General features: G+C 66.5%; 14 protein-coding genes. 6 read left to right on the top strand and 8 right to left on the bottom strand.

Going from position 1 to position 18,770, the window contains the following annotated elements; all coding sequences use genetic code 11:
* Nucleotides 1–3: 3 nt before the first annotated feature.
* Both SB764_RS02010 and SB764_RS02005 read right to left on the bottom strand, forming a co-directional pair.
* Nucleotides 4–735 carry a gluconate 2-dehydrogenase subunit 3 family protein gene (locus SB764_RS02010; protein ID WP_173816788.1) on the bottom strand — a complete coding sequence of 244 codons (732 nt, stop codon included), beginning with the start codon at nt 733–735 and terminating at the stop codon, nt 4–6.
* 222 nt (nt 736–957) lie between these two features.
* On the bottom strand, nt 958–2,493 hold the full coding sequence (locus SB764_RS02005) for a methyl-accepting chemotaxis protein (protein WP_065063971.1): 1,536 nt from the start codon (nt 2,491–2,493) through the stop codon (nt 958–960).
* A 383-nt stretch (nt 2,494–2,876) separates the two neighbouring features.
* Between SB764_RS02005 and SB764_RS02000 the strand changes: the two genes are divergently transcribed.
* From SB764_RS02000 to SB764_RS01980, 5 genes are all read left to right on the top strand, one after another.
* Complete coding sequence (locus tag SB764_RS02000) at nt 2,877–3,479, top strand: ester cyclase (protein ID WP_410862482.1); 603 nt, start codon at nt 2,877–2,879, stop codon at nt 3,477–3,479.
* Nucleotides 3,480–3,988: 509 nt separating this feature from the next.
* Nucleotides 3,989–4,525, top strand: coding sequence for a spore coat U domain-containing protein (locus SB764_RS01995; protein WP_080180255.1), 537 nt, complete (start codon nt 3,989–3,991; stop codon nt 4,523–4,525).
* Nucleotides 4,522–5,313, top strand: coding sequence for a molecular chaperone (locus SB764_RS01990; protein ID WP_408583662.1), 792 nt, complete (start codon nt 4,522–4,524; stop codon nt 5,311–5,313). Before SB764_RS01995 ends, SB764_RS01990 begins: the two co-directional genes overlap by 4 nt.
* 130 nt (nt 5,314–5,443) lie before the next feature.
* The gene (locus SB764_RS01985) at nt 5,444–7,813 is read left to right on the top strand and encodes a fimbria/pilus outer membrane usher protein (RefSeq protein ID WP_321891946.1); all 2,370 of its coding nucleotides are present in this window, start codon (nt 5,444–5,446) and stop codon (nt 7,811–7,813) included.
* Nucleotides 7,810–8,769 (top strand): spore coat protein U domain-containing protein, encoded by a 960-nt coding sequence (locus tag SB764_RS01980; RefSeq protein ID WP_231957719.1) that lies wholly within the window; start codon nt 7,810–7,812, stop codon nt 8,767–8,769. Before SB764_RS01985 ends, SB764_RS01980 begins: the two co-directional genes overlap by 4 nt.
* Nucleotides 8,770–8,826: 57 nt before the next feature.
* Here SB764_RS01980 and SB764_RS01975 read toward each other — a convergent pair whose 3' ends face one another.
* On the bottom strand, nt 8,827–9,132 hold the full coding sequence (locus SB764_RS01975; RefSeq protein WP_065063976.1) for a hypothetical protein: 306 nt from the start codon (nt 9,130–9,132) through the stop codon (nt 8,827–8,829).
* A 197-nt stretch (nt 9,133–9,329) separates the two neighbouring features.
* Nucleotides 9,330–9,740 (bottom strand): DUF6632 domain-containing protein, encoded by a 411-nt coding sequence (locus SB764_RS01970; RefSeq protein WP_065063981.1) that lies wholly within the window; start codon nt 9,738–9,740, stop codon nt 9,330–9,332.
* A 597-nt stretch (nt 9,741–10,337) separates the two neighbouring features.
* On the opposite strand from SB764_RS01970, the gene SB764_RS01965 reads away from it, so the two are divergent.
* A complete protein-coding gene (locus tag SB764_RS01965) occupies nt 10,338–12,347 on the top strand; it encodes a TonB-dependent receptor (RefSeq protein WP_410862603.1) in 2,010 nt (669 codons plus the stop codon).
* A gap of 52 nt (nt 12,348–12,399) precedes the next feature.
* Here the strand turns inward: SB764_RS01965 and SB764_RS01960 are convergent, their stop codons facing one another.
* From SB764_RS01960 to SB764_RS01945, 4 genes are all read right to left on the bottom strand, one after another.
* Nucleotides 12,400–13,761 (bottom strand): ATP-binding protein, encoded by a 1,362-nt coding sequence (locus SB764_RS01960; protein ID WP_074983185.1) that lies wholly within the window; start codon nt 13,759–13,761, stop codon nt 12,400–12,402.
* Complete coding sequence (locus SB764_RS01955; RefSeq protein WP_065063985.1) at nt 13,758–14,420, bottom strand: response regulator; 663 nt, start codon at nt 14,418–14,420, stop codon at nt 13,758–13,760. The genes SB764_RS01960 and SB764_RS01955 overlap by 4 nt, the downstream gene beginning before the upstream one ends.
* Before the next feature lie 106 nt (nt 14,421–14,526).
* On the bottom strand, nt 14,527–17,628 hold the full coding sequence (locus tag SB764_RS01950; RefSeq protein ID WP_410862478.1) for an efflux RND transporter permease subunit: 3,102 nt from the start codon (nt 17,626–17,628) through the stop codon (nt 14,527–14,529).
* Nucleotides 17,625–18,767 (bottom strand): efflux RND transporter periplasmic adaptor subunit, encoded by a 1,143-nt coding sequence (locus tag SB764_RS01945; protein WP_410862476.1) that lies wholly within the window; start codon nt 18,765–18,767, stop codon nt 17,625–17,627. The genes SB764_RS01950 and SB764_RS01945 overlap by 4 nt, the downstream gene beginning before the upstream one ends.
* Between the last annotated feature and the right edge of the window lie 3 nt (nt 18,768–18,770).

Raw genomic sequence — 18,770 nt, 5'->3', positions numbered from 1 at the left:
TTTTTAACCTCGCTTTCCGTACTGGCTGACCGGGCCATACGGATAGGGTTTCGATTCGCTGACCCACTCGACGTAATCCGCGCGCGCGCCCGGATAGCCGATCATCTTCCACGCGCCCATGTCCTTGTTGCCGCCGTACATCGGGTCGCCGAAGAAGCCTTCCATGGTGTTCTTGAGCAGGAAGCCGCTGAAGAACGACTTGACGTTGAAGTCGTCCTGGATCTTGCCGCCTTCGACATCCTTCAGGAATGCGATCTGTTTTTCCTTGTCGAGCTGCGCGAAGGTCTTGCCGCCGAAATGCGCCTTGCAATAAGCATCGATCGCGCGAATGCCGAGGCGATATTGTTCCTTCGGCGTGAGCTTCGACTGATAGCCGAACTCGGGCGCGCCCTTCTGGAAGGGGCCTTGCATATACCAGCGCGAAGCGTCGCCGTAACCGGTTTGCAGTTGACGGTCGATGTATTGCGGCACGCCCAGTTCGACGGCGCCGGGGCCGATGTGATCCTTCGGGATCAGGCAGTCGCACGCGGCGTTCACGAAAGCCCATTCGTCGGGCGTGAAATAGCCGGGCTGATAGTTTTCCTGGGCGGGGGTGTCGGGCGGCGGCGCGGAGCGCTTGATGTCGTCCGCGGTGGGACGCAGCACGGCGGAGGCCGTGCCGACGGCGGCGACGGGTACGATCGCAATCGATCCTTTGAGGAACGAGCGGCGGCCCGCCTTGTCAGGCGATGTCATGATAGGGGGACTCCAGCGAGTGGCGTGGGGTGCGTGCAGTCGGCGGCGTGGCGGTGCAGCGCTGCGCAGGCCGCGATGACGCGCGTGTGTTGCTAGTGGGTGCTGCCTGGGTGCTGCCTGGATGTTGCCTGGTTAAAACGAAGCTGATGCGTGGCGTTCAATACAGCCGATCCGGCGCGGCGCGTTTCCCGGACTGCCGGAAACGCGCCACGCCAGTCCGCATCAAGCGACGCGGAAAACCTGCACGGTGCTGCTGAGCTTGCTCGACTGCGTGTCGAGCGCCTGCGCGGCGGCCGTCACCTGTTCGACGAGCGCGGCGTTCTGCTGCGTGACTTCGTCCATCTGCGTGACGGCGGTGTCGACCTGCTCGATGCCGCTTTGCTGCTGCTCCGACGCCGAAGCGATCTCGTTCATGATCGCGGTGACGCGCTCGACCGCCGTATGCAGTTCGGACATCGTCGCGCCCGCCGACGACACGAGATTCGTGCCGTGCGAAACGGTCTCGACCGAGTTGGCGATCAGATCCTTGATCTCCTTCGCCGCCGCTGCCGAACGTTGCGCGAGCGAGCGCACTTCGCTCGCGACCACGGCGAAGCCGCGGCCCTGCTCGCCGGCGCGCGCCGCTTCCACAGCCGCGTTGAGCGCGAGAATATTGGTCTGGAACGCGATGCCTTCGATCATCGCCGTGATGTCGGAGATCTTGCGCGAGCTGCCTTCGATCTCGTCCATCGTGTTCACGACTTGCTGCACGACTTCGGTGCCGCGCGCCGCGACGCTGGCGGCGGTCTGCGCGAGGTCGCTGCCGGTGCGCGCGTTGTCGGTGTTCTGCTTCACCGCCGAGGTCAGCTCGTTCATGCTGGCGGCCGTTTCCTGCAGCGACGCGGCCTGTTCCTCCGTGCGCGCGGACAGATCGATCATGCCCGCCGCGATCTGGCGCGTGGCCACCGACACGGACTCGCTGCCCGAGCGCACCGCGCCCGTCACGCCGCCGAGTTCCTTGCGGGTCTTTTCGATGCTTTCCAGCAGCGTGCCCATTTCGTCGTTGCGGTTGGCGCGCACGGTCTGGCTCAGATTGCCGCCCGAAATCTGCTGGAGGCTGTCGAGCGCATAGTTCAGCGGCGTCATGATCGCGCGGCTCAGCATGATCCAGCCGAGACCGGCGGCCACGAGACCGAGCACCACCATCACGGCGCTGATCGTCGAGAACATGTAGAAGTTCGATTCAGCCTGCTCGTAGCGCGTCTTCGCGTTCTCGTAGAGATGCTTCTTGACCTCGTTGTTCGCGGCGCTCATCGCGCTGTAGAGATCGGAGAGCTGCGTCATCGCGATGTTGTCGGCCGTTGTCTTGTCGCCCGATTGCAGCGCCTTCGTGAAGGCCGACACCGCGTCGCGCATATTGGTGCGGCGCTCGGTGGTCTTCTCGATCAGCGGCAGTTCGTCCGGCTCGTGCGGCATCTGCTGGAACTTGCTCCACCACTCGTCGGAGTTCTTGAAGAAGCCCGCTGCGCGCTGCAGCTGGTCGGGGACCGTGGGCGCTTCCGGATGCAGCGCCACGCGGTCGAGCACGAGACGCGTGCGCGCGATGTAGATTTCCGCGTTGTCGATCGCCGTGGATTCGGCGAGCTTGTTGCGATAGGTATCGCGGTTCGCGCTGTTCGCCTTTTCCGTGCTGATGAAGCCCAGTACGCCGGAAACGGTGAGCAGGGCGGCGAGAAGTGCGAAGGTGAGCGCAATCCGCGCTCTGATCGTAAGTGTCATGCGTCTGTACCGATTTGACCAGGGAGGACGTGGCGCGGCGAACAGCATCTACGGCGGCTGATCTGACGCGGGCGTCTCCTCCTTATCGACATTCGTCTGACCATATTTAGGGCAAAGCTAAAATATTTTTAAGGAACTACTGAAATTCCTTTGAAATCAGGCTGTAAGAAAGGCGCTCGAAAGCGCCGAGGCACGCCAGGCAAGGCTTCCCGAGGACGCAAACGTTGTCGAACGGTCGTGCGGAACTTGCCGAGTCTTTCGCTATCTTTCTGAAGTTTTTGAAAATCCTTCCATCGACGGACTCATTATCAAAGGCCGCGGCGGTGCGCAGAATGACGTCACTGCACCGCGAGACGCACCTCGCCCACGACCTGGAGCCCATCATGAAGACGCCTATCCGCTCGTTTGCCCGCTTGTCTACCGCTGCCGTCGCAGCCGTTTTCGCCGCTTCGCTCGGCGTCGCCGCGCCCGCGAGTGCTGCGAGTGCCGCGAGTGCCGCGATTGCCGCGATTGCCGCGGGCGGCGAACTTGCGCAGCCGCGCGAACTGATCGTCGACGGCAGCCTGCCTCCGCAGCAGCGCGACCAGCAGATTCATGCCGCGCGTCTCTACGACACGTTCTGGAGCACGGGCGACGAAGCTCAGGCGCGCGCCGCGCTCGCGCCGGATTTCACGGATCGCACGTTGCCCGCGGGACGTCCACAAGGCGTGGCGGGTCCGCTCGCGGCGTCGAAGGTGTTTCATACAGCAGTGCCCGACGTGCACGCCGACATCGAGCAGATGGTCGTGGCCGGGGACCGCGTGGTGACGCATCTGCATTTCACGGGGCACTTCACCGGCACGTTCAACGGCGTGCAGGGCAAGGGACAACCGGTGGATTTCATCGCGACGGACATCTATCGCATTCGCGACGGCAAGATCACCGATAACTGGCATATCGAAGACAATCTCACCTTTCTGCAACAAGTGGGTGCAGTGGCAAAGTGATGGCGCGCAAAGCGACAGGGTAAAGCGATGCTGAATGAGTGCTGAAGCGGCGCAAATGTAAATACTCACTGCGGCACGAAAACCGGGTTTATCTAATACGCGATGCGATTTAAATAGCATCGCGTTTTTTATGATCGAATGCGCTGGTTTGGTCTTTAAAGAAATCCGCCGAGTAAGCGTTTTAAGCGCGCAATATGCGTTCCCGACAATATCCGTAATAGCCCTTGCTGCAAGGAACATCATGAAAGCGCCGTGGCGTCGTGCGCGCCTCGATAACGCATCGGTTGCGCATAATGTCGCGCGTAAGTTCTACTGATATCGATTAAACACGCATTAAGTGAGGCAGGTCTTACTGAGCTTATCTGCATCGCATGTGCAAACTGTAACAAAATGTAATTACGTTAAAGGTAAAGTGACGTTCTTCGTATAAATTCCTTATCGAATCCGTTTTTCTTCCCCGTTTTCCGATGTGATTCGCTCACGCGGATTGGCATGCAGGAGCAAGGTCGATGAAACGCAAAAATCTCCGTTCCGCCGCGCTCGGCTTGGCGCTTGCAGGCTTGCCCGTGGTGCCTTTCGTGCCGCTGGCCGACGCCGCCGTGTATTCCAACGGCACCGCCACGGCCACCTTCAACGTCACGCTCACGCTGCAGGCGAACTGCGCGATCGCCGCCAATCCGCTGGCCTTCGGCACGAACGGCGTGCTGTCCACGGCCATCAACCAGCAGACCACGCTGAGCGTCACCTGCACGAACACGACGCCCTATAACGTCGGCCTCGACGGCGGCAACGTCACCGGGTCCACGGTCGCGAGCCGCTTGATGGCGGGCACGGCCACCGGCAACACCACGACCACCGTCGGCTTTCAGCTCTATCAGGATGCGGGCCGCACGACGATCTGGGGCAACACGCAGGGCACCAACACGGTGGCCGGCACGGGCACCGGCTCGGCGCAAACGCTCACGGTGTACGGCCAGGTGCCGGCGCAAACCACGCCGAAACCGGACACCTACCAGACCACGGTCACCGCGACGGTCTACTTTTGAGCGCGCGCCGGGCGGGTTGTGCCGCGTTCGCGGCGGCGTGGCTGTGGGCGTTCGCAGGCGGCGCATTCGCGGCCACGTTGCAGATCTCGCCGGTGACGATCGAGTTCTCCGCGAGCGAGAACGCCACCGGACTCACGCTGCGAAATCCCGGCGATACGCCGCTTTACGGCCAGGTGCGCGTGTTCCACTGGACCCAGGCGGACGGCGACGACGTGCTCACGCCCACCGCCGACGTCATCGCCAGTCCGCCGCTCATCGAGATCGCGCCGCATGGCGATCAACTCGTGCGGCTCGTGCGCGTGAATCCGGCAGGCGCCGCGAATGTGGCGAACGCGGCGAGCGGCGCGAGCGCGCCCGCAACGGCGGAGAACGCGAACGCCGAACTGAGCTACCGCCTGCTGATCGACGAATTGCCCGCGCCGGGCACGGCGAACGCGGACGGCGTGACGATCCGCCTGCGCTATTCGGTGCCGGTGTTCGTCGAGCCGCGCGGCGGCATGGCGCCGCCTGCGTTGACGTGGCGGCTCGTGCACGGCGCGCACGGTTATGCGCTGCGCGCCGACAACGCAGGCCAGCGGCGCGCGCAGATTTCGGCGGTGCAGCTTTTCGACGACTCGGGCCATAGCTGGGACGTCACGCACGGGCTGCTCGGCTACGCGCTCGGGCATCAGGGCCGGCAGTGGAGCGTGCCGGTGCCGCCCGACGCGAGGATCGGCCGCATGAAGGTGCGCGCCACGGTCAACACGCAGCCGGTGGAAGGCGCGGTGGCGATCGAGCAGGGTGGATGAGCGCGTTTCGCGCGATCAGGGCAGGGAACGGCTGCGTGCCGCTCGGGAGGCGCGCGCGGGTCGCAGTGAAGGAGGAGGCCGTATGTCGCCGCAAGGCGCGGGCCGGAAGACATGAAACGAACGACGCAGAATGAAACGAATTCGAGGCGCGTCCCGTCATGGCCGGGCGAGGCGCATGGCGGTCGTGGCGGCCGCCGTGGCGTTCGCATTCCTCAGCGCCGCTGCGCATGCGCAGGGGCAGTTGATCAACGCGGGCGCGCAGGACACGCGTGACCTCTATCTCGAAGTCGATGTGAACGGCCAGCGGACGACCCAGATCGTTCATTTCCGGCAACTGGGCGGGCATCTGTTCGCGAGCGGCCAGGACCTCGACGCCGTGGGCGTGGACACGGCGCAACTGCACATCGCGCCCGATGCGAGCGTCGATCTCGACTCGCTGCCGGGTCTGCGTTATCGCTACGATCCCACGCGCCAGAGCCTCGATCTGCAGATTCCGAACGCCATCCGCAAGCCCTTCCAGTTCGACACGCGCGATGTCGCGGCCACGCCGAACGCCACGTCCGCGCGCGGCCTCGTGTTCAACTACGACGCGTTCGCGCAGACCGGCTCGGCCAACGAATTCGCGCTCTGGAGCGAGGAGCGCTACTTCGATCCGCACGGCGTGTTCAGCAACACGGGCGTGGCGTACTTCTATCGCGACCGCGACGAGTACGTGCGCTACGACACCTCGTGGAGCATGTCGAATCCCGCGAATTTGAGCACCACGCAGTTCGGCGACACGATCACGTCCTCGCTTGCGTGGACGCGCGCGATCCGCATCGCCGGCTTCCAGTGGCGCAGCAACTTCGCGCTGCGCCCCGACCTCGTGACGTTTCCCGTGCCCGCGCTGCCGGGCAGCGCCGTGGTGCCGACTTCGGTCGATCTGTACATCAACAGCGTGCGGCAGTATTCGGGCACGGTGCCGAGCGGGCCGTTCATCATCAACGATGTGCCGGGCATCACGGGCGCGGGCCAGGCCACGGTCATCACGCACGATGCGCTCGGCCGCACGATTTCGGCCTCGGTGCCGCTCTACGTGGATACGCGGCTGATGGCGACGGGCCTGTCGAGCTATTCGTTCGAAGCGGGCTTTTTGCGCCGCAATTACGGGCTCGATTCGTTCGATTACGATTCGCGGCCCGCCGTGAGCGCGTCGTGGCGTCATGGCGTGAACGATCACCTCACGCTCGAAGCGCACGGCGAAACCACGCCGGGTCTCTTCAACGCGGGCGGCGGCGCGTTGTTCGGACTCGGCACGGCGGGCGTGCTCAACGGGTCGGTGTCGGGCAGCGTGGGCAAGCTCTCGGGCACGCAGTTGAGCATCGGCTATCAGTTCGTGTCGCCGCGTTTTTCGATCGACGCGCAATCGATTCGCGCGTTCGGCAATTACGGCGATCTCGCCGCGCGCGACGGCACGCCCATTCCGACCACGACCGACCGCGTGACGCTCGCGATTCCCTTCCTGCGCAACCAGACGTTTTCGGTGAGCTATATCGGCTACAAGATTCCCTCGGCGCCGGTTTCGCAGATCGGCTCGGTGTCGTGGACCTTCAACTTCGGCAATCTGGTGTCGCTGAACCTGAGCGCGTACCAGGACTTTCGTCAGCGCGATTCGCGCGGCGTGCTGCTCTCGGCGAGCATCGGACTCGGCCACAACACGTCGATCAACGCGACCGTCGGCCGCCAGGACGGCGCGTCCACCTGGAACGTCAACGCGCTGCAGCCGCCCGATTACAGCGGCGGCTGGGGCTGGGGCGTGCAGAACGGCGGCACGGGCTCGACGCAGTTCCGCCAGGGCCAGCTGCAATATCTCGGCCGCTACGGCGAAGCGACGGCCGCCGTGCAGCAGGTGGGCAACCAGACGATCGGCTCGCTCGACCTGACCGGCTCGCTCGTGCTGATGGACGGCACGGTCGAACCCGCGCGCCGTATCGACGACGGTTTCGCGCTCGTGTCGACCGATGGCGTCGCGGGCATTCCCGTGCTGCACGAGAATCGCGTGATCGGCTTGACGGACGGCGGCGGCCATCTGCTGATTCCCGATCTCAACGCGTATCAGCACAACGAGCTCGCCATCGACACGATGAATCTGCCGGCCGACGCGCGCATCGCCGACACGTCGAAGGACATCGTGCCGCAAGCGCAATCGGGCGTGCTCGCGCATTTCACGGTGACGCGTTATCGCGCGGCGTCGATCATCGTTCACGACGCCGACGGCAAGCCCTTGCCCGCGGGCGCGCGCGTGCATCACGTGGAAAGCGGCCACGACACCATCGTGGGTTACGACGGCATCACCTTCGTCGACGGACTGTCATCGGACAACCATCTGCAGATTCAAAGCGGTGACAGGCATTGCGAAGTTGCGTTTGCGTGGCAGGCCGGCAAGGGCGAGACGCTGCAAACCATCGGGCCGCTGGTGTGTCCGCTGTCGGGCGCCGGTGGCGCGGGAACGCCGCCATGAGACGTCTGTTGATGATGCTCGCGCTGTGCCTGACGCTTGGCTTCGCGGCGCGCGGCGCACACGCCGAGGCGTGCACGGCGACGGCCACGCCGGTGTCGTTCGGCAACGTGAGCCCGATCGCGGGCACGACGTTCACCACCACGAGCACGATCAGCGTGACCTGCACGTGGTCCGCCATCACGCTCACGCCCGATGTGCTCGTGTGCCTCAACCTCGGCGGAACGAGTCCGCGCGCGCTCACGAACGGCACGAATTCGATGAACTACGACCTCTATCGCGATGCCGGTCACACGCAGATCTGGGGATCGATTTATTCGAACGGCACGCCGATCTCGCTCACGATGAGCAAGCCGAGCGGGACCTCGTTGAGTACGACCGTCACCGTCTATGGACAGATCGCGTCGGCGCAACCGACGGTGCCGACCGTGAACAATGCGAGCACGGTCTATACGCAGAGCTTCGGCGGCAATACGACGTCGATCAATTACGGCTTCTACACACTGATCGCACCGACCTGCGCCACGCTGACCGCGACGCAAGGCACGTTTGCGTTTTCGTCGACGGCCACGGTCATCAACAACTGCAACATCAGCGCGACGAATGTGGCGTTCGGTTCAGCGGGCGTGCTGAGTTCGGCGTTGCGCGCGAACGGCTCGATCACGGCGCAATGCACGAACGGCGATGCGTTCAAGATCGCGCTCAACAGCGGTTCGAGCGGCAATGTCGCGGCGCGCACGATGGCGCGCTCCGGAGGCGGCGGATCGGTGAGTTATCAGCTCTATCTGGATTCGGGCTATAGCAGCGCGTGGGGCGACGGCACGGGGAGCACCGCGACGGCGGCCGGAACGGGAAGCGGGACGCAGCAGGTGTTCACGGTGTACGGGCGCGTGCCGTCACAGACCACGCCCGCGCCGGGAAGCTACAGCGACACGATTACGGCGACGATCTATTTTTGAGCGGATGGGGCCGGATAAGACGCGGATCGCGACACGCGCGGCGGCGTCTGCGGACCGTTAAAACGTCACCGTCCAGAATGCCCGCGACGACCGCTGCGAATCGAACTGCACCGCCGACGCCAGCTGCATGGCCGGCGCTTCGGATTGCGAGACCAGATACGGCTCGCCGTGCAGACAACTGACCGCGGGCGCAGTCGCGCTCACACCCTCGCTCGCGCTGATCAGACAACTCTGCTGCACGACGAGGCTTACAACCATGGAGGAGGCCGGCACGGGTTCGGCGCCGCCGGTTTGGGCGAGCAGCGCGAAGCCGAGCGCCAGGCCGAAGGCCAGCGCGGACCGGAGGTAGGGAAGGCGGGACATGTTCGGAAGCAATCGGGTAAATCGGACGAGCCGGGCGAATCGGACGATGCGCGCCCCGGCGTCTCGATACGCGGCGGCGCGAGATGTCGCGCGCCGCCGCGCGGTGCTGGTACGGCATCTATCTGTTTGTCGGCATGCCGGCCCGAAAGTTGAGCACTGCGGCAATTCGCTGCGCTGCCCGCGCGCGGCGGGGCGCTTCAGACCGGCTCCCCGGCCACGGCGCGCGCGCGGGACGGCGCGGCGCGCGGCGTCAGCCAGGCCAGAACGGCGGCGATCGCGAACAGCGCGGGAACATCGCCGAGCAGATGGCCGCGATGTTCCGGCGCCATCAGCGACTGCACGGCCATGATCGCGCCATGCACGACGCTCGACCAGATCGTGAACCAGATCAGGCTCAAATTCGCCAGCGGATCGCGCGCGGCGCGCACGAGAAAAACGCCGAGCGTCGCGTAAATGCCGACGATCATCGCCTGATAGTCGGAGTGCCCGGTGTGCCAGGCCCAGCCGGCGGGCCAGACGATCATCAGCGGGTAGAGCGCGAATATTGCGATCGCACCCGTGACGAGCAGCACGCCGCGCAGATAGCGCAGGCGGTTGCGTGGATCCATGGCGGTCTCCTCGGGGCATGACGGCGGCCCGATGGCGCCACTATGCCTCTCCGTACACGCGCTTGCAAGCTTGCAGCGCAGCGGTAAACCCCAGGATCGTCGCGCATCGTGGCGGTATTTGTTCGCATTTGTTCTTCAATGCTGCGTCGGCAGGAAAGCAGGGAGCGCGTCTGTCTTTCGCCTGGCTGTCGAAATAATTCTTCACAATCGGCAATGTTATAACGTAACATTCGCATCGGCTTTCACAGCACTTTCGATTTTCTTCGCTGCGCGGCGGTCGCCGACCACGGGGTTTCGCGACCGCGTTGCGCCTCACGGGCGCTTCATCGCGCGTCTTATTTCAACGATCCGACAACGACGCAAACAAGAATCATCGTGGCCACCTTCTTCCAGTCCGACGCGTCCTCGAAGCCGCGTTCCGCGCGCCTGCGCGCCCAGCCTCGCGGCGCTTTCGCTTGCCCTTCGCGCGTGGAATCGCTTGCGGAGCGTCTTTCGCAGATCGCGCGTCTGCGCCGCTTCACGCCTTTCGCCCCGTTCGCGCAGCTTTCGCACCTCACCCGCCTCACGCCGCTTTCACTGGCGCTCGTGAGCGCGCTGGTGCATGCGCAGACGTCGAACGCCAACAGCGACGCCTCGACGACAACCGGCAGCACGCTCGCGCCGGTGTTCGTCACCGCCAATCCGCTCGGCGACAGCGACCTGATCTCGCCCGCTACCTCGGTCGGCGGCGACGATCTCACGCTGCGCGCGGCCAATTCGCTCGGCGAAACGCTCAACGGACTACCTGGCGTCTCGACGACCACCTACGGACCGATGGTCGGTCGCCCGATCATCCGCGGCATGGACGGCGACCGCATCCGTCTGCTGCAAAACGGCGTGGCCGCCTACGACGCTTCGTCGCTCTCGTACGATCACGCCGTGCCGCAGGATCCGTTGTCGATCGAGCGCGTGGAAATCGTGCGCGGCCCGGCGGCGCTGCTGTACGGCGGCAACGCGATCGGCGGCGTGGTCAACACCATCGACAACCGCATTCCGCGCGAGCCGATCCAGGGCGTGACGGGCGCCATCGACGCGAGCTACGGCGGCGCCAACGACGCGCGCGCGGGCGCGGCGCAGGTCGAGGCGGGCAACGGGCAGTTCGCCTTCCACGTCGACGCCTTCGATCGCGACACCAGCAATCAGCGCATTCCCGGTTACGCGCATTCCGCCGCGCAGCGGGCGGCCGACGGCGGCGCCGACGAGCCCTACGGCAGCATCCCGAACAGCGACGGCCGCTGGCACGGCGGCGCGGTCGGCACCTCCTACACGTGGGCCGACGGCTACGCGGGCATTTCGTACAACGGCTTCCAGAGCGACTACGGCTCGGTCGCCGAAGACGACGTGCGTCTGCGCATGCATCAGGATCACGTCGCCGTGGCGTCGGAAATCCGCAATCTGAGCGGGCCGTTCAGCCAGCTCAAGTTCGATTTCGGCTACACCGATTACGAGCATCGCGAAATCGACAACGGCGAAGTGGGCACGACGTTCCGCAATCACGGCTATGAGGCGCGGCTTGAGGCGCGGCACAAGAAGATCGGGCCGCTCGAAGGCGCGATCGGCGTGCAGGTGAGTCAGAACACGTTCTCGGCGCTCGGCGACGAAGCGCTCGTGCCGACCACGCAAACCACCAACATCGCGCTGTTCGGTCTCGAAGAATGGCAGGTGACGCAGCGCCTGAAGCTCAGCGCGGGCGCGCGTCTCGAACACGTGAAGCTCGATCCCACGCCCAACGGCAACGAGCGCTTCGCCAACGCGCAGGGCCGCGACTTCAACGCGGGCAGCGTCTCGGCGGGCGCGCTCTATCAGCTCGCACCGGCATGGTCGCTGGCGGGCAATATCGCGTACACGGAGCGCGCGCCCACGTTCTACGAGCTTTACGCGAACGGGCCGCACGACGCGACCGGCCAGTATCTGATCGGCAATCCGGATGCGCAGAAAGAGAAGGCGGTCTCGACGGATCTGTCGCTGCGCTTCGAGCGCGGCCCGAACAAGGCGAGCGCGGGCGTGTTCTACAGCCGCTTCCGCAACTATCTGACCGAGTACAACACGGGCCGCCTCGTCGACGATGACGACGAAGTCGTGCCCGCCGGCACCGACGACGCGCTCAACGAAGCCGTCTATCGCGGCGTGCGCGCGGAGTTCTACGGCGTGGAGCTGGACGGCAAGTGGCGCGTGTTCGCGAAGGGCGCGCATCGCGTGGACGTGGCGTTCACGGCGGACTACACGCACGCGCGCAATGTCGATACGGGCGCAGCGCTGCCGCGCATCGCGCCGCTGCGGGCGACGCTGGCGGCCGATTACGGCTACGGTCCGTTCGGCGCGCGCGCGGAACTCGTGCATGCGTGGGCACAGCATCGCGTTCCCGAGGACGATCTGCCGACCGGCGGTTACACGACGCTCGGTCTGATTCTCACGTACAAGTTCCGCGTCGGTCCGACGAACTGGCTCGCCTATGTGCGCGGCGACAATCTGACGAACCAGGACGTGCGCTACGCGAGTTCGGTCGTGCGCGACATCGCGCCGGAAGGCGGGCGCAGCGTGATGGTGGGATTGCGCTCGACGTTCTGACGCGCTGGGCCTGGCCGCGCGCGCGACGTCGAACGCAACGTCGAACGCAACGTCAGGCGCGCACAGCGGCCAGGCTTTCCTGCGCGCGCAAGCCGTCGACGGCGGCGGTCAGGCCCTGGCCGCCGGAGTTGTTGCGCAGCACGAGCGTGAGATCGTGACGCTGCGCGATGCGCATCGCGATCGACAGCCCGAGGCCGCTGCCGGTGCCGGGCACGTGATTGCCGCGATAGAAGCGGTCGAGCACGCGGCCCAGGTGTTCTTCGGGAATGCCCGGCCCGTTGTCGACGACCTCGAAACCCAGGCGCTCGCCCGTGCGCGTGAGCACGAGGTCGATGCGCCCGCCGGGCGGCGTGTAGCGGATCGCGTTGTCGATCAGATTGTTCAGCAGCGTGGCGAGACCGTGCGGATCGGCGGCCACGTTGCAGGCGTCGTCCTCGGTCACGGGCGGGCGCACTTCCAGCCCGAGATCGATGTGCTTGTCCTCGGCGAGCAGCGAGAAGTCGCCGATCGCCTGCTCGCTCAGGCGGCGCAGACTCACGGCCGCCACTGGCAGTTCCGGCTGCGCGTCCTCGCGCGCGAGCGTCAGCAATTGCTGCACGAGGCGGATCAGGCGGTTCAGGCGCGTGGCGATGCGCTCGGTCGTTTGCGGCTCGCCCGTGAGCGTGCCGTCGCGCAGCGCGGCCTGGAGTTGCAGCTTGAGCGCCGCGAGCGGCGAGCGCAATTCGTGCGCGGCGTCGGCGATGAAAGTGCGCTGCGCCTGCGACGCCGTATTCAGACGCGCGAGCAGGTCGTTGAGCGCTTCCACGAGCGGGCGCAATTCGATCGGCACCGAGCCGTCGAGCTTGAGCGGTCCGAGCATGGTCGACGAACGCGCGGCGAGCAGCGCCGACAGCGCGCCGACCGGCGCGAGGCCGCGCGCCACCACCAGCAGCACGAGCACGATGGCGACCGGCACCAGCAACGCGAGCGGCCAGAGCGTATGCAGCGCCAGTTGCAGCGCGAGCTGTTCGCGCACGGAGATCGGCTGCGCGACCTGCACGAAGCGGTCGGCCTGTTGCACGCCGAAGGTGCGCCAATGCGTTTCGGCGCGCTCGATCACGTGAAAACCCACGGGATTGCGCGGCAGCGGCGGGTCTTGCGTCGAGTGATAAATGGGCGCGCCGTCGCGGTCCCAGATGTCGATGAGAATGCGATCGTCGGCGATGCCCTGCATGTCGGGCTGTTGATCCTGCGCCGCGCCGTGGCCCGTGCGCAGGTTCAGCGGCAGCGACAGCGCCACCGCGCGCAATTCATAGTCGAACAGTTCGCTCGCCTCGTTGCGCGCCGTGTGAAAGATCGCGAGTCCCGCGATTGCCGAGGCCGCGGCGAATCCGCAGATCAGCCAGCCGAGCAGCCGCCGCCGGATCGAATTCATTCGGCCCTCTTGAGGCGATAACCGACGCCGCGCACCGTGACGATCTGTTCCGCGCCGATCTTGCGGCGCAAGCTGTGCACGTGCACTTCGATGGTGTTGCTGCCCACTTCTTCGCCCCAGCCGTAGATGCGTTCTTCGAGTTCGGCCTTGGTGAACACGCGCGCGGGTTCTTCGATCAGCACGTGCAGCAGCGCGAATTCGCGCGGTACGAGCGCGACCGGCGCGCCCGCCTGGGTGACTTCGTGCGCGGCGGGGTCGAGCGCGAGGTCGCCGTGCGTGTAGACCGGCTGCTTGCGGCCGGTGCGCCGGCGCAGCAGCGCGCGTACCCGGGCGGCGAGTTCGTCGAGATCGAAGGGCTTGACGAGGTAATCGTCGGCGCCCGCGTCGAGCCCGGCTACGCGGTCGGTCACGCTGTCGCGCGCGGTGAGGATCAGCACGGGCGCTTCGCCGCCGCGCTTGCGGTAGGCGGCGAGCACGGTCACGCCGTCTTTCTTCGGCAAGCCGAGGTCGAGCAGCACGAGGTCGTAGACGTCGTTGGCGAGCGACAGCTCGGCCTCGCGGCCGTCCTTGGCCCAGTCGACCGCATGGCCTTCGCGGCGCAGCGTGTCGAACACGGGTTCGCCGATCATTTCGTCGTCTTCGATCAGTAGCAGACGCATCGTGGGGCTCCAGTTCGCTTGAATGCGCAGTGGGTGGTGCGGCGTGGCGTGCAGCGCGATGAGCGATTGTCCCTCATTCGGTGCGCTTTCGTCGCGCTTTCGCCGCTCATTCGTGTTCCGGCTTCGTGACGGCGCGGGTGGGGCCGTCCGGCTTGCCGTCGGACTTGCCGCCGCCGAGCAGCAGGCGCAGCAGCGCGGGCAGCACCAGCAGCACCAGCGGCATCTGCACGATCAGCCCGGAAATGATCGCGACGGCCAGCGGTTGCTGCATCGCGGAACCCTGTCCGAGCGCGAAGGCGAGCGGCAGCAGCGCGAGAATCGCGGCGATCGTCGTCATCGCGATCGGGCGCAGGCGATTGCGTCCGGCGGCCTGCAACGCCTCGTCGAGCGGCAGGCCGTCGTCGCGCACGAGGCCCTGGAATTCGGAGACATAGAAGATCGCCACTTCGGTCACGATGCCGATGATCATCGTCATGCCCATCATCGCCGAGATATTGAGCTCGATGCCCGTGATCCAGAGGCCGACGAACACCGCGCCGGTCGCGAGCAGCGGCATGGCCATCACGGCCAGCGCCACGCGAAAGCGTTCGTAGAGGAACAGCAGCAGCCCGAACACCAGCGCGACCGCCGCGCCGAACACGGCCATCAGCCCCTTGAACGCGATCTGCTGCTGCTGATACAGGCCGCCGAGTTCGTAATAGACGCCTTGCGGCAGCAGCGCGGGATCGGCCAGCGCGTGCTGCACGTCGGCGATGGTCGAGCCGAGATCGCGGCCGTCGATGCGCGCCGTCACGGCCACCATGCGCTTGAGATTGTCGCGGCTGATTTCGGGCTGGCCGCTCACGTGCACGGGCGCGGCGACGCGCGACAGCGCGAACATATGGCCGTCGGGCGCACGCAGCGGCAGGCGCGCGAGTTCGGTGTCGGTCATCTGCAGCGCGCCTTGCGCACGCACGCGCACGCCGATGCTCTTCGGCCCGCTCTGGTACTGCGTGGCCACGTTGCCGTCGAGCAGATCGGCGACCTGCTGCGCGATCGCCTGCGGGTCCATGCCCTGCGCGGCGGCCGCGTCGGGACGAATGCGCAGGTCGATGGCGTCGCCGGCGGGATTGATGCCGTCGTTCACGTCGACGATGCCGTTGATCTTGCCGATGCGCGCGGCCACTTTCTGCGCCGTGGCGTCGAGCACGGTCTGGTCGTCGGAATAGATCTTGATCTGCACGGGCTGCGGCACGGCCGTGAGGTCGCCGATCAGGTCTTCCATGAGCTGCGCGAGTTCGACGCTCACGCCCGGCACCTGGGTGTCGACTTTCGAGCGGATTTCTTCCATCACCGTGTCGATCGGCTCGCGGTTGCCCGACTTCAGGCGCACGAAGAAGTCGCCCTTGTTCGGCTCGTTGAGGTCGCCGCCGAGGCCCGCGCCGGTGCGACGCGAATAGGTCGCCACGTTCGGATTCGCGCGGATGATCGCCTCGATCTGTTGCATCAGGCGGTCGGTTTCCGTGATCGAGGTGCCGGGGCGCGTGTGGTAGTCGAGCACGAAACCGCCTTCGTCCATCGACGGCATGAAACCGCTGCCGACGCGCGTGAAGGCGAGCGCCGACAGAGCCGCGAGCGGCACGATCAGCGCGAGCACCCAGACCGGACGCAGGCTCACGCGCGCGACGAGGCGCGCATAGCCGCGGTTGAGCCACGCGGCGAAACGCGTCTCGCGATGTTCTTCGGCGTCTTTCGCGGTGAGCCAGCGGTCGCACAGAATCGGAATCGCGAGCCACGTGACGAGGAAGGAGATGAAGAGGGCGCTGGCCATCGTCACCGAAAGCGCCTTGAAAAAGGCCCCCGTCACGCCCGAGAGAAACGCGAGCGGCACGAAGATGATCAGCGTGGCCGCCGACGAACCCGCGAGCGGGCGCGTGAATTCGAGCGCCGCGCTCATCACGCGGCCATGAAACGCGTGCGCGCCCGCTTCGCGCATGCGCCGCGCGATGTGCTCGATCATCACGATGGCGTCGTCGATCACGAGACCGACGGCCGCCGCCATGCCGCCGAGCGTCATGATGTTGAAGCCCATGCCGAATACGTCGAGCAGCAGGATGGTCGCGGCCATCACGATCGGCACGAGCGCGACGGCGATCAGCGTGATCTTCACGTTGCGCAGGAACACGAACAGCGTGAGCGCGGCGAGCACCACGCCGATCATGATCGCATCGCGCACGCTGGTGGCCGAGGCGACCACGAGTTCGCTCTGGTCGTACCAGTTCGCGAGCTTTACGCCGGGCGGCATCTGCGTGTCGAACGCGGCGAGCCGGTCGCGGATCGCCTGCGCCATCGCCACGCTGTTCGCGCCGGGCTGCTGGTACTCGTTGACCAGTACGGCATCCTGACCGTCGGCGGTCACGCGGATCCACTGCGGCACGGTGCCTTGCGTGACCGTGGCGATGTCGCCGAGGCGGATCTGATTGCCGGCGTTCGTCGACACCACGACGTTCTTCAGCGCGTCGAGTCCGCCGAGCGCCGCATTGGCGACGACGAGATAGAGCTTGTCGTGATCCTCGATGCGGCCCGTGGCCATCAGCACATTGCCCGCGCCCACGGCGCGCGAGACGTCGGCGACCGAGAGCTTGTACGCCGCGAGGCGCTGCGGATCGACGGCCACTTCGAGCTCGTCGCGCGCGCCGCCCGTCACGTCCACGCGCGCGACGCCCGCCACCGACGACAGCAGCGGCCGCAACTGGAACTGCGCGAGATCGTAGAGTTGCGCGAGCGACTGCTTGTGCGAGGTGAGGCTGTACGCGAGCACCGGAAACACGGTCGGATCCATGCGGCGCACCTGCATGGAAGTACCGGGCGGCAGCGTCGCGAGGATCTCGGCGATGGCCGACTGCGCCTGCAGCGTGGCCTGCGCCATGTCGGTGCCCCAGTCGAAATTCAGCGAGATTTCGGCCGCGCCGCGACTCGTGCGCGATTCGACGTCGCGCACGTTCGGCACGCGGCGCAGCGCTTCTTCGACGGGCATCGTCACGAGCGTCGCCATCTGCTCGGCGGGACGGTCGCCCGCATCGAGCGAAATCACGGCGCGCGGAAACGACACGTTCGGGAACAGCGAGATCGGCAAACGCAGCGCGGTCAGCGCACCGGCGACGGCGGCGAGCGCGATCACGAACAGCAGCGAGCGGCGATGCCGCTGCATCCATTGGCTGAACGTCATTGCGCGTCGCCTTGCTTCGTCTGGGCGAGGCGCACGGCCATGCCGTCTTCGAGTTCGTCGTTGCCGCTGACGACGAGCGCGCGCGCGGCGTCGAGCGGACCGTCCACGCCGTAAGCGTTGCCGTGCTCGACCTTGACCGTGACGTTGACGCGCTGCGCCTTGTTGCCGGGCGCGATCTGATAGACGTAGTGGCCGCGATCGTCCTGCAGCACGGCCGCGCGCGGCACGTTCCACCAGATGCCGGTTTGCGTGTCGATATCGGCGCGCACGCGCGTGCCGGGCAGGAAGGCGGTGCCCGCGAGCGGCACGTTGGCGCCGACGTTGACGAGCTGGCTCTGCGCATCGATGGCCGCGCCGACCAGCACGATGCGTCCTTGCGCTTGCAGACCGTCGAGCGTGGGCGCGAGCGGTCGCAGCACGACACGGTCGCCCGCATGCAGCGTGAGCGCTTCGGCGGGTTCGACGCCGAGCGAGACGTTCGCCGCGTGGGCGTTGGCCGGGTTGTCGGCGACGAGTTGCGCGAGCGCGGCGCCCGCCTGCACCTGGTCGCCAGGCGCGGCCGTGAGTTGCGCGATCACGCCGGCGACCGGCGCCGTCACCGTATTCTCGCCCGCGGCAATGCCGGTGGCGTGCTGCGCGGCGAGTGCCTGCTGCGCGTCGTCGAGCGCCTTTTGCGTGGCGGCCAGTTGCGATTGCGTGGCGAGGCCGTCGCGATAGAGCGACTGCGTGCGCGCGAGTTCGCCGCGCGCGAGCGTGGCCGAGCTTTGCGCCTGCGTCCAGGCGATCACGGCGTTCGGATCGGCCTGCACGACGAACAGCGGCGCACCGCGCGCGACGGTCTGGCCCGGCTGCACGAGCACGCGCGTCACGCGCGCGAGATACGGCAGGCTGACCGTGGTGGCGTTCGCGGCGGCCGCGGCGACGGTGCCGTAGGCGACGAGCGTCTGCGAGACCGCGCCGCGCGTCACGCGCACGGTCTGCACGGCGGCGGAGGGCGCGGGCGTGTCGGCGGCGGCGGGGGTGTTATCGGCGTGGGCGGCGGTGAGCAGCGTCGCGCCGATGGCGAACGCGGCCACGGCGCAACACGCGCAGGCGGTGGCACGCAGCGGCGTGCGGGAGAAAAATCGACGGTCGGCCATGAG

This window comes from Paraburkholderia sp. SIMBA_027 (genome assembly GCF_046535315.1).
In the GTDB taxonomy this organism is placed as follows: domain Bacteria; phylum Pseudomonadota; class Gammaproteobacteria; order Burkholderiales; family Burkholderiaceae; genus Paraburkholderia; species Paraburkholderia tropica.
This window is presented reverse-complemented; position numbering and strand designations above follow the sequence as displayed.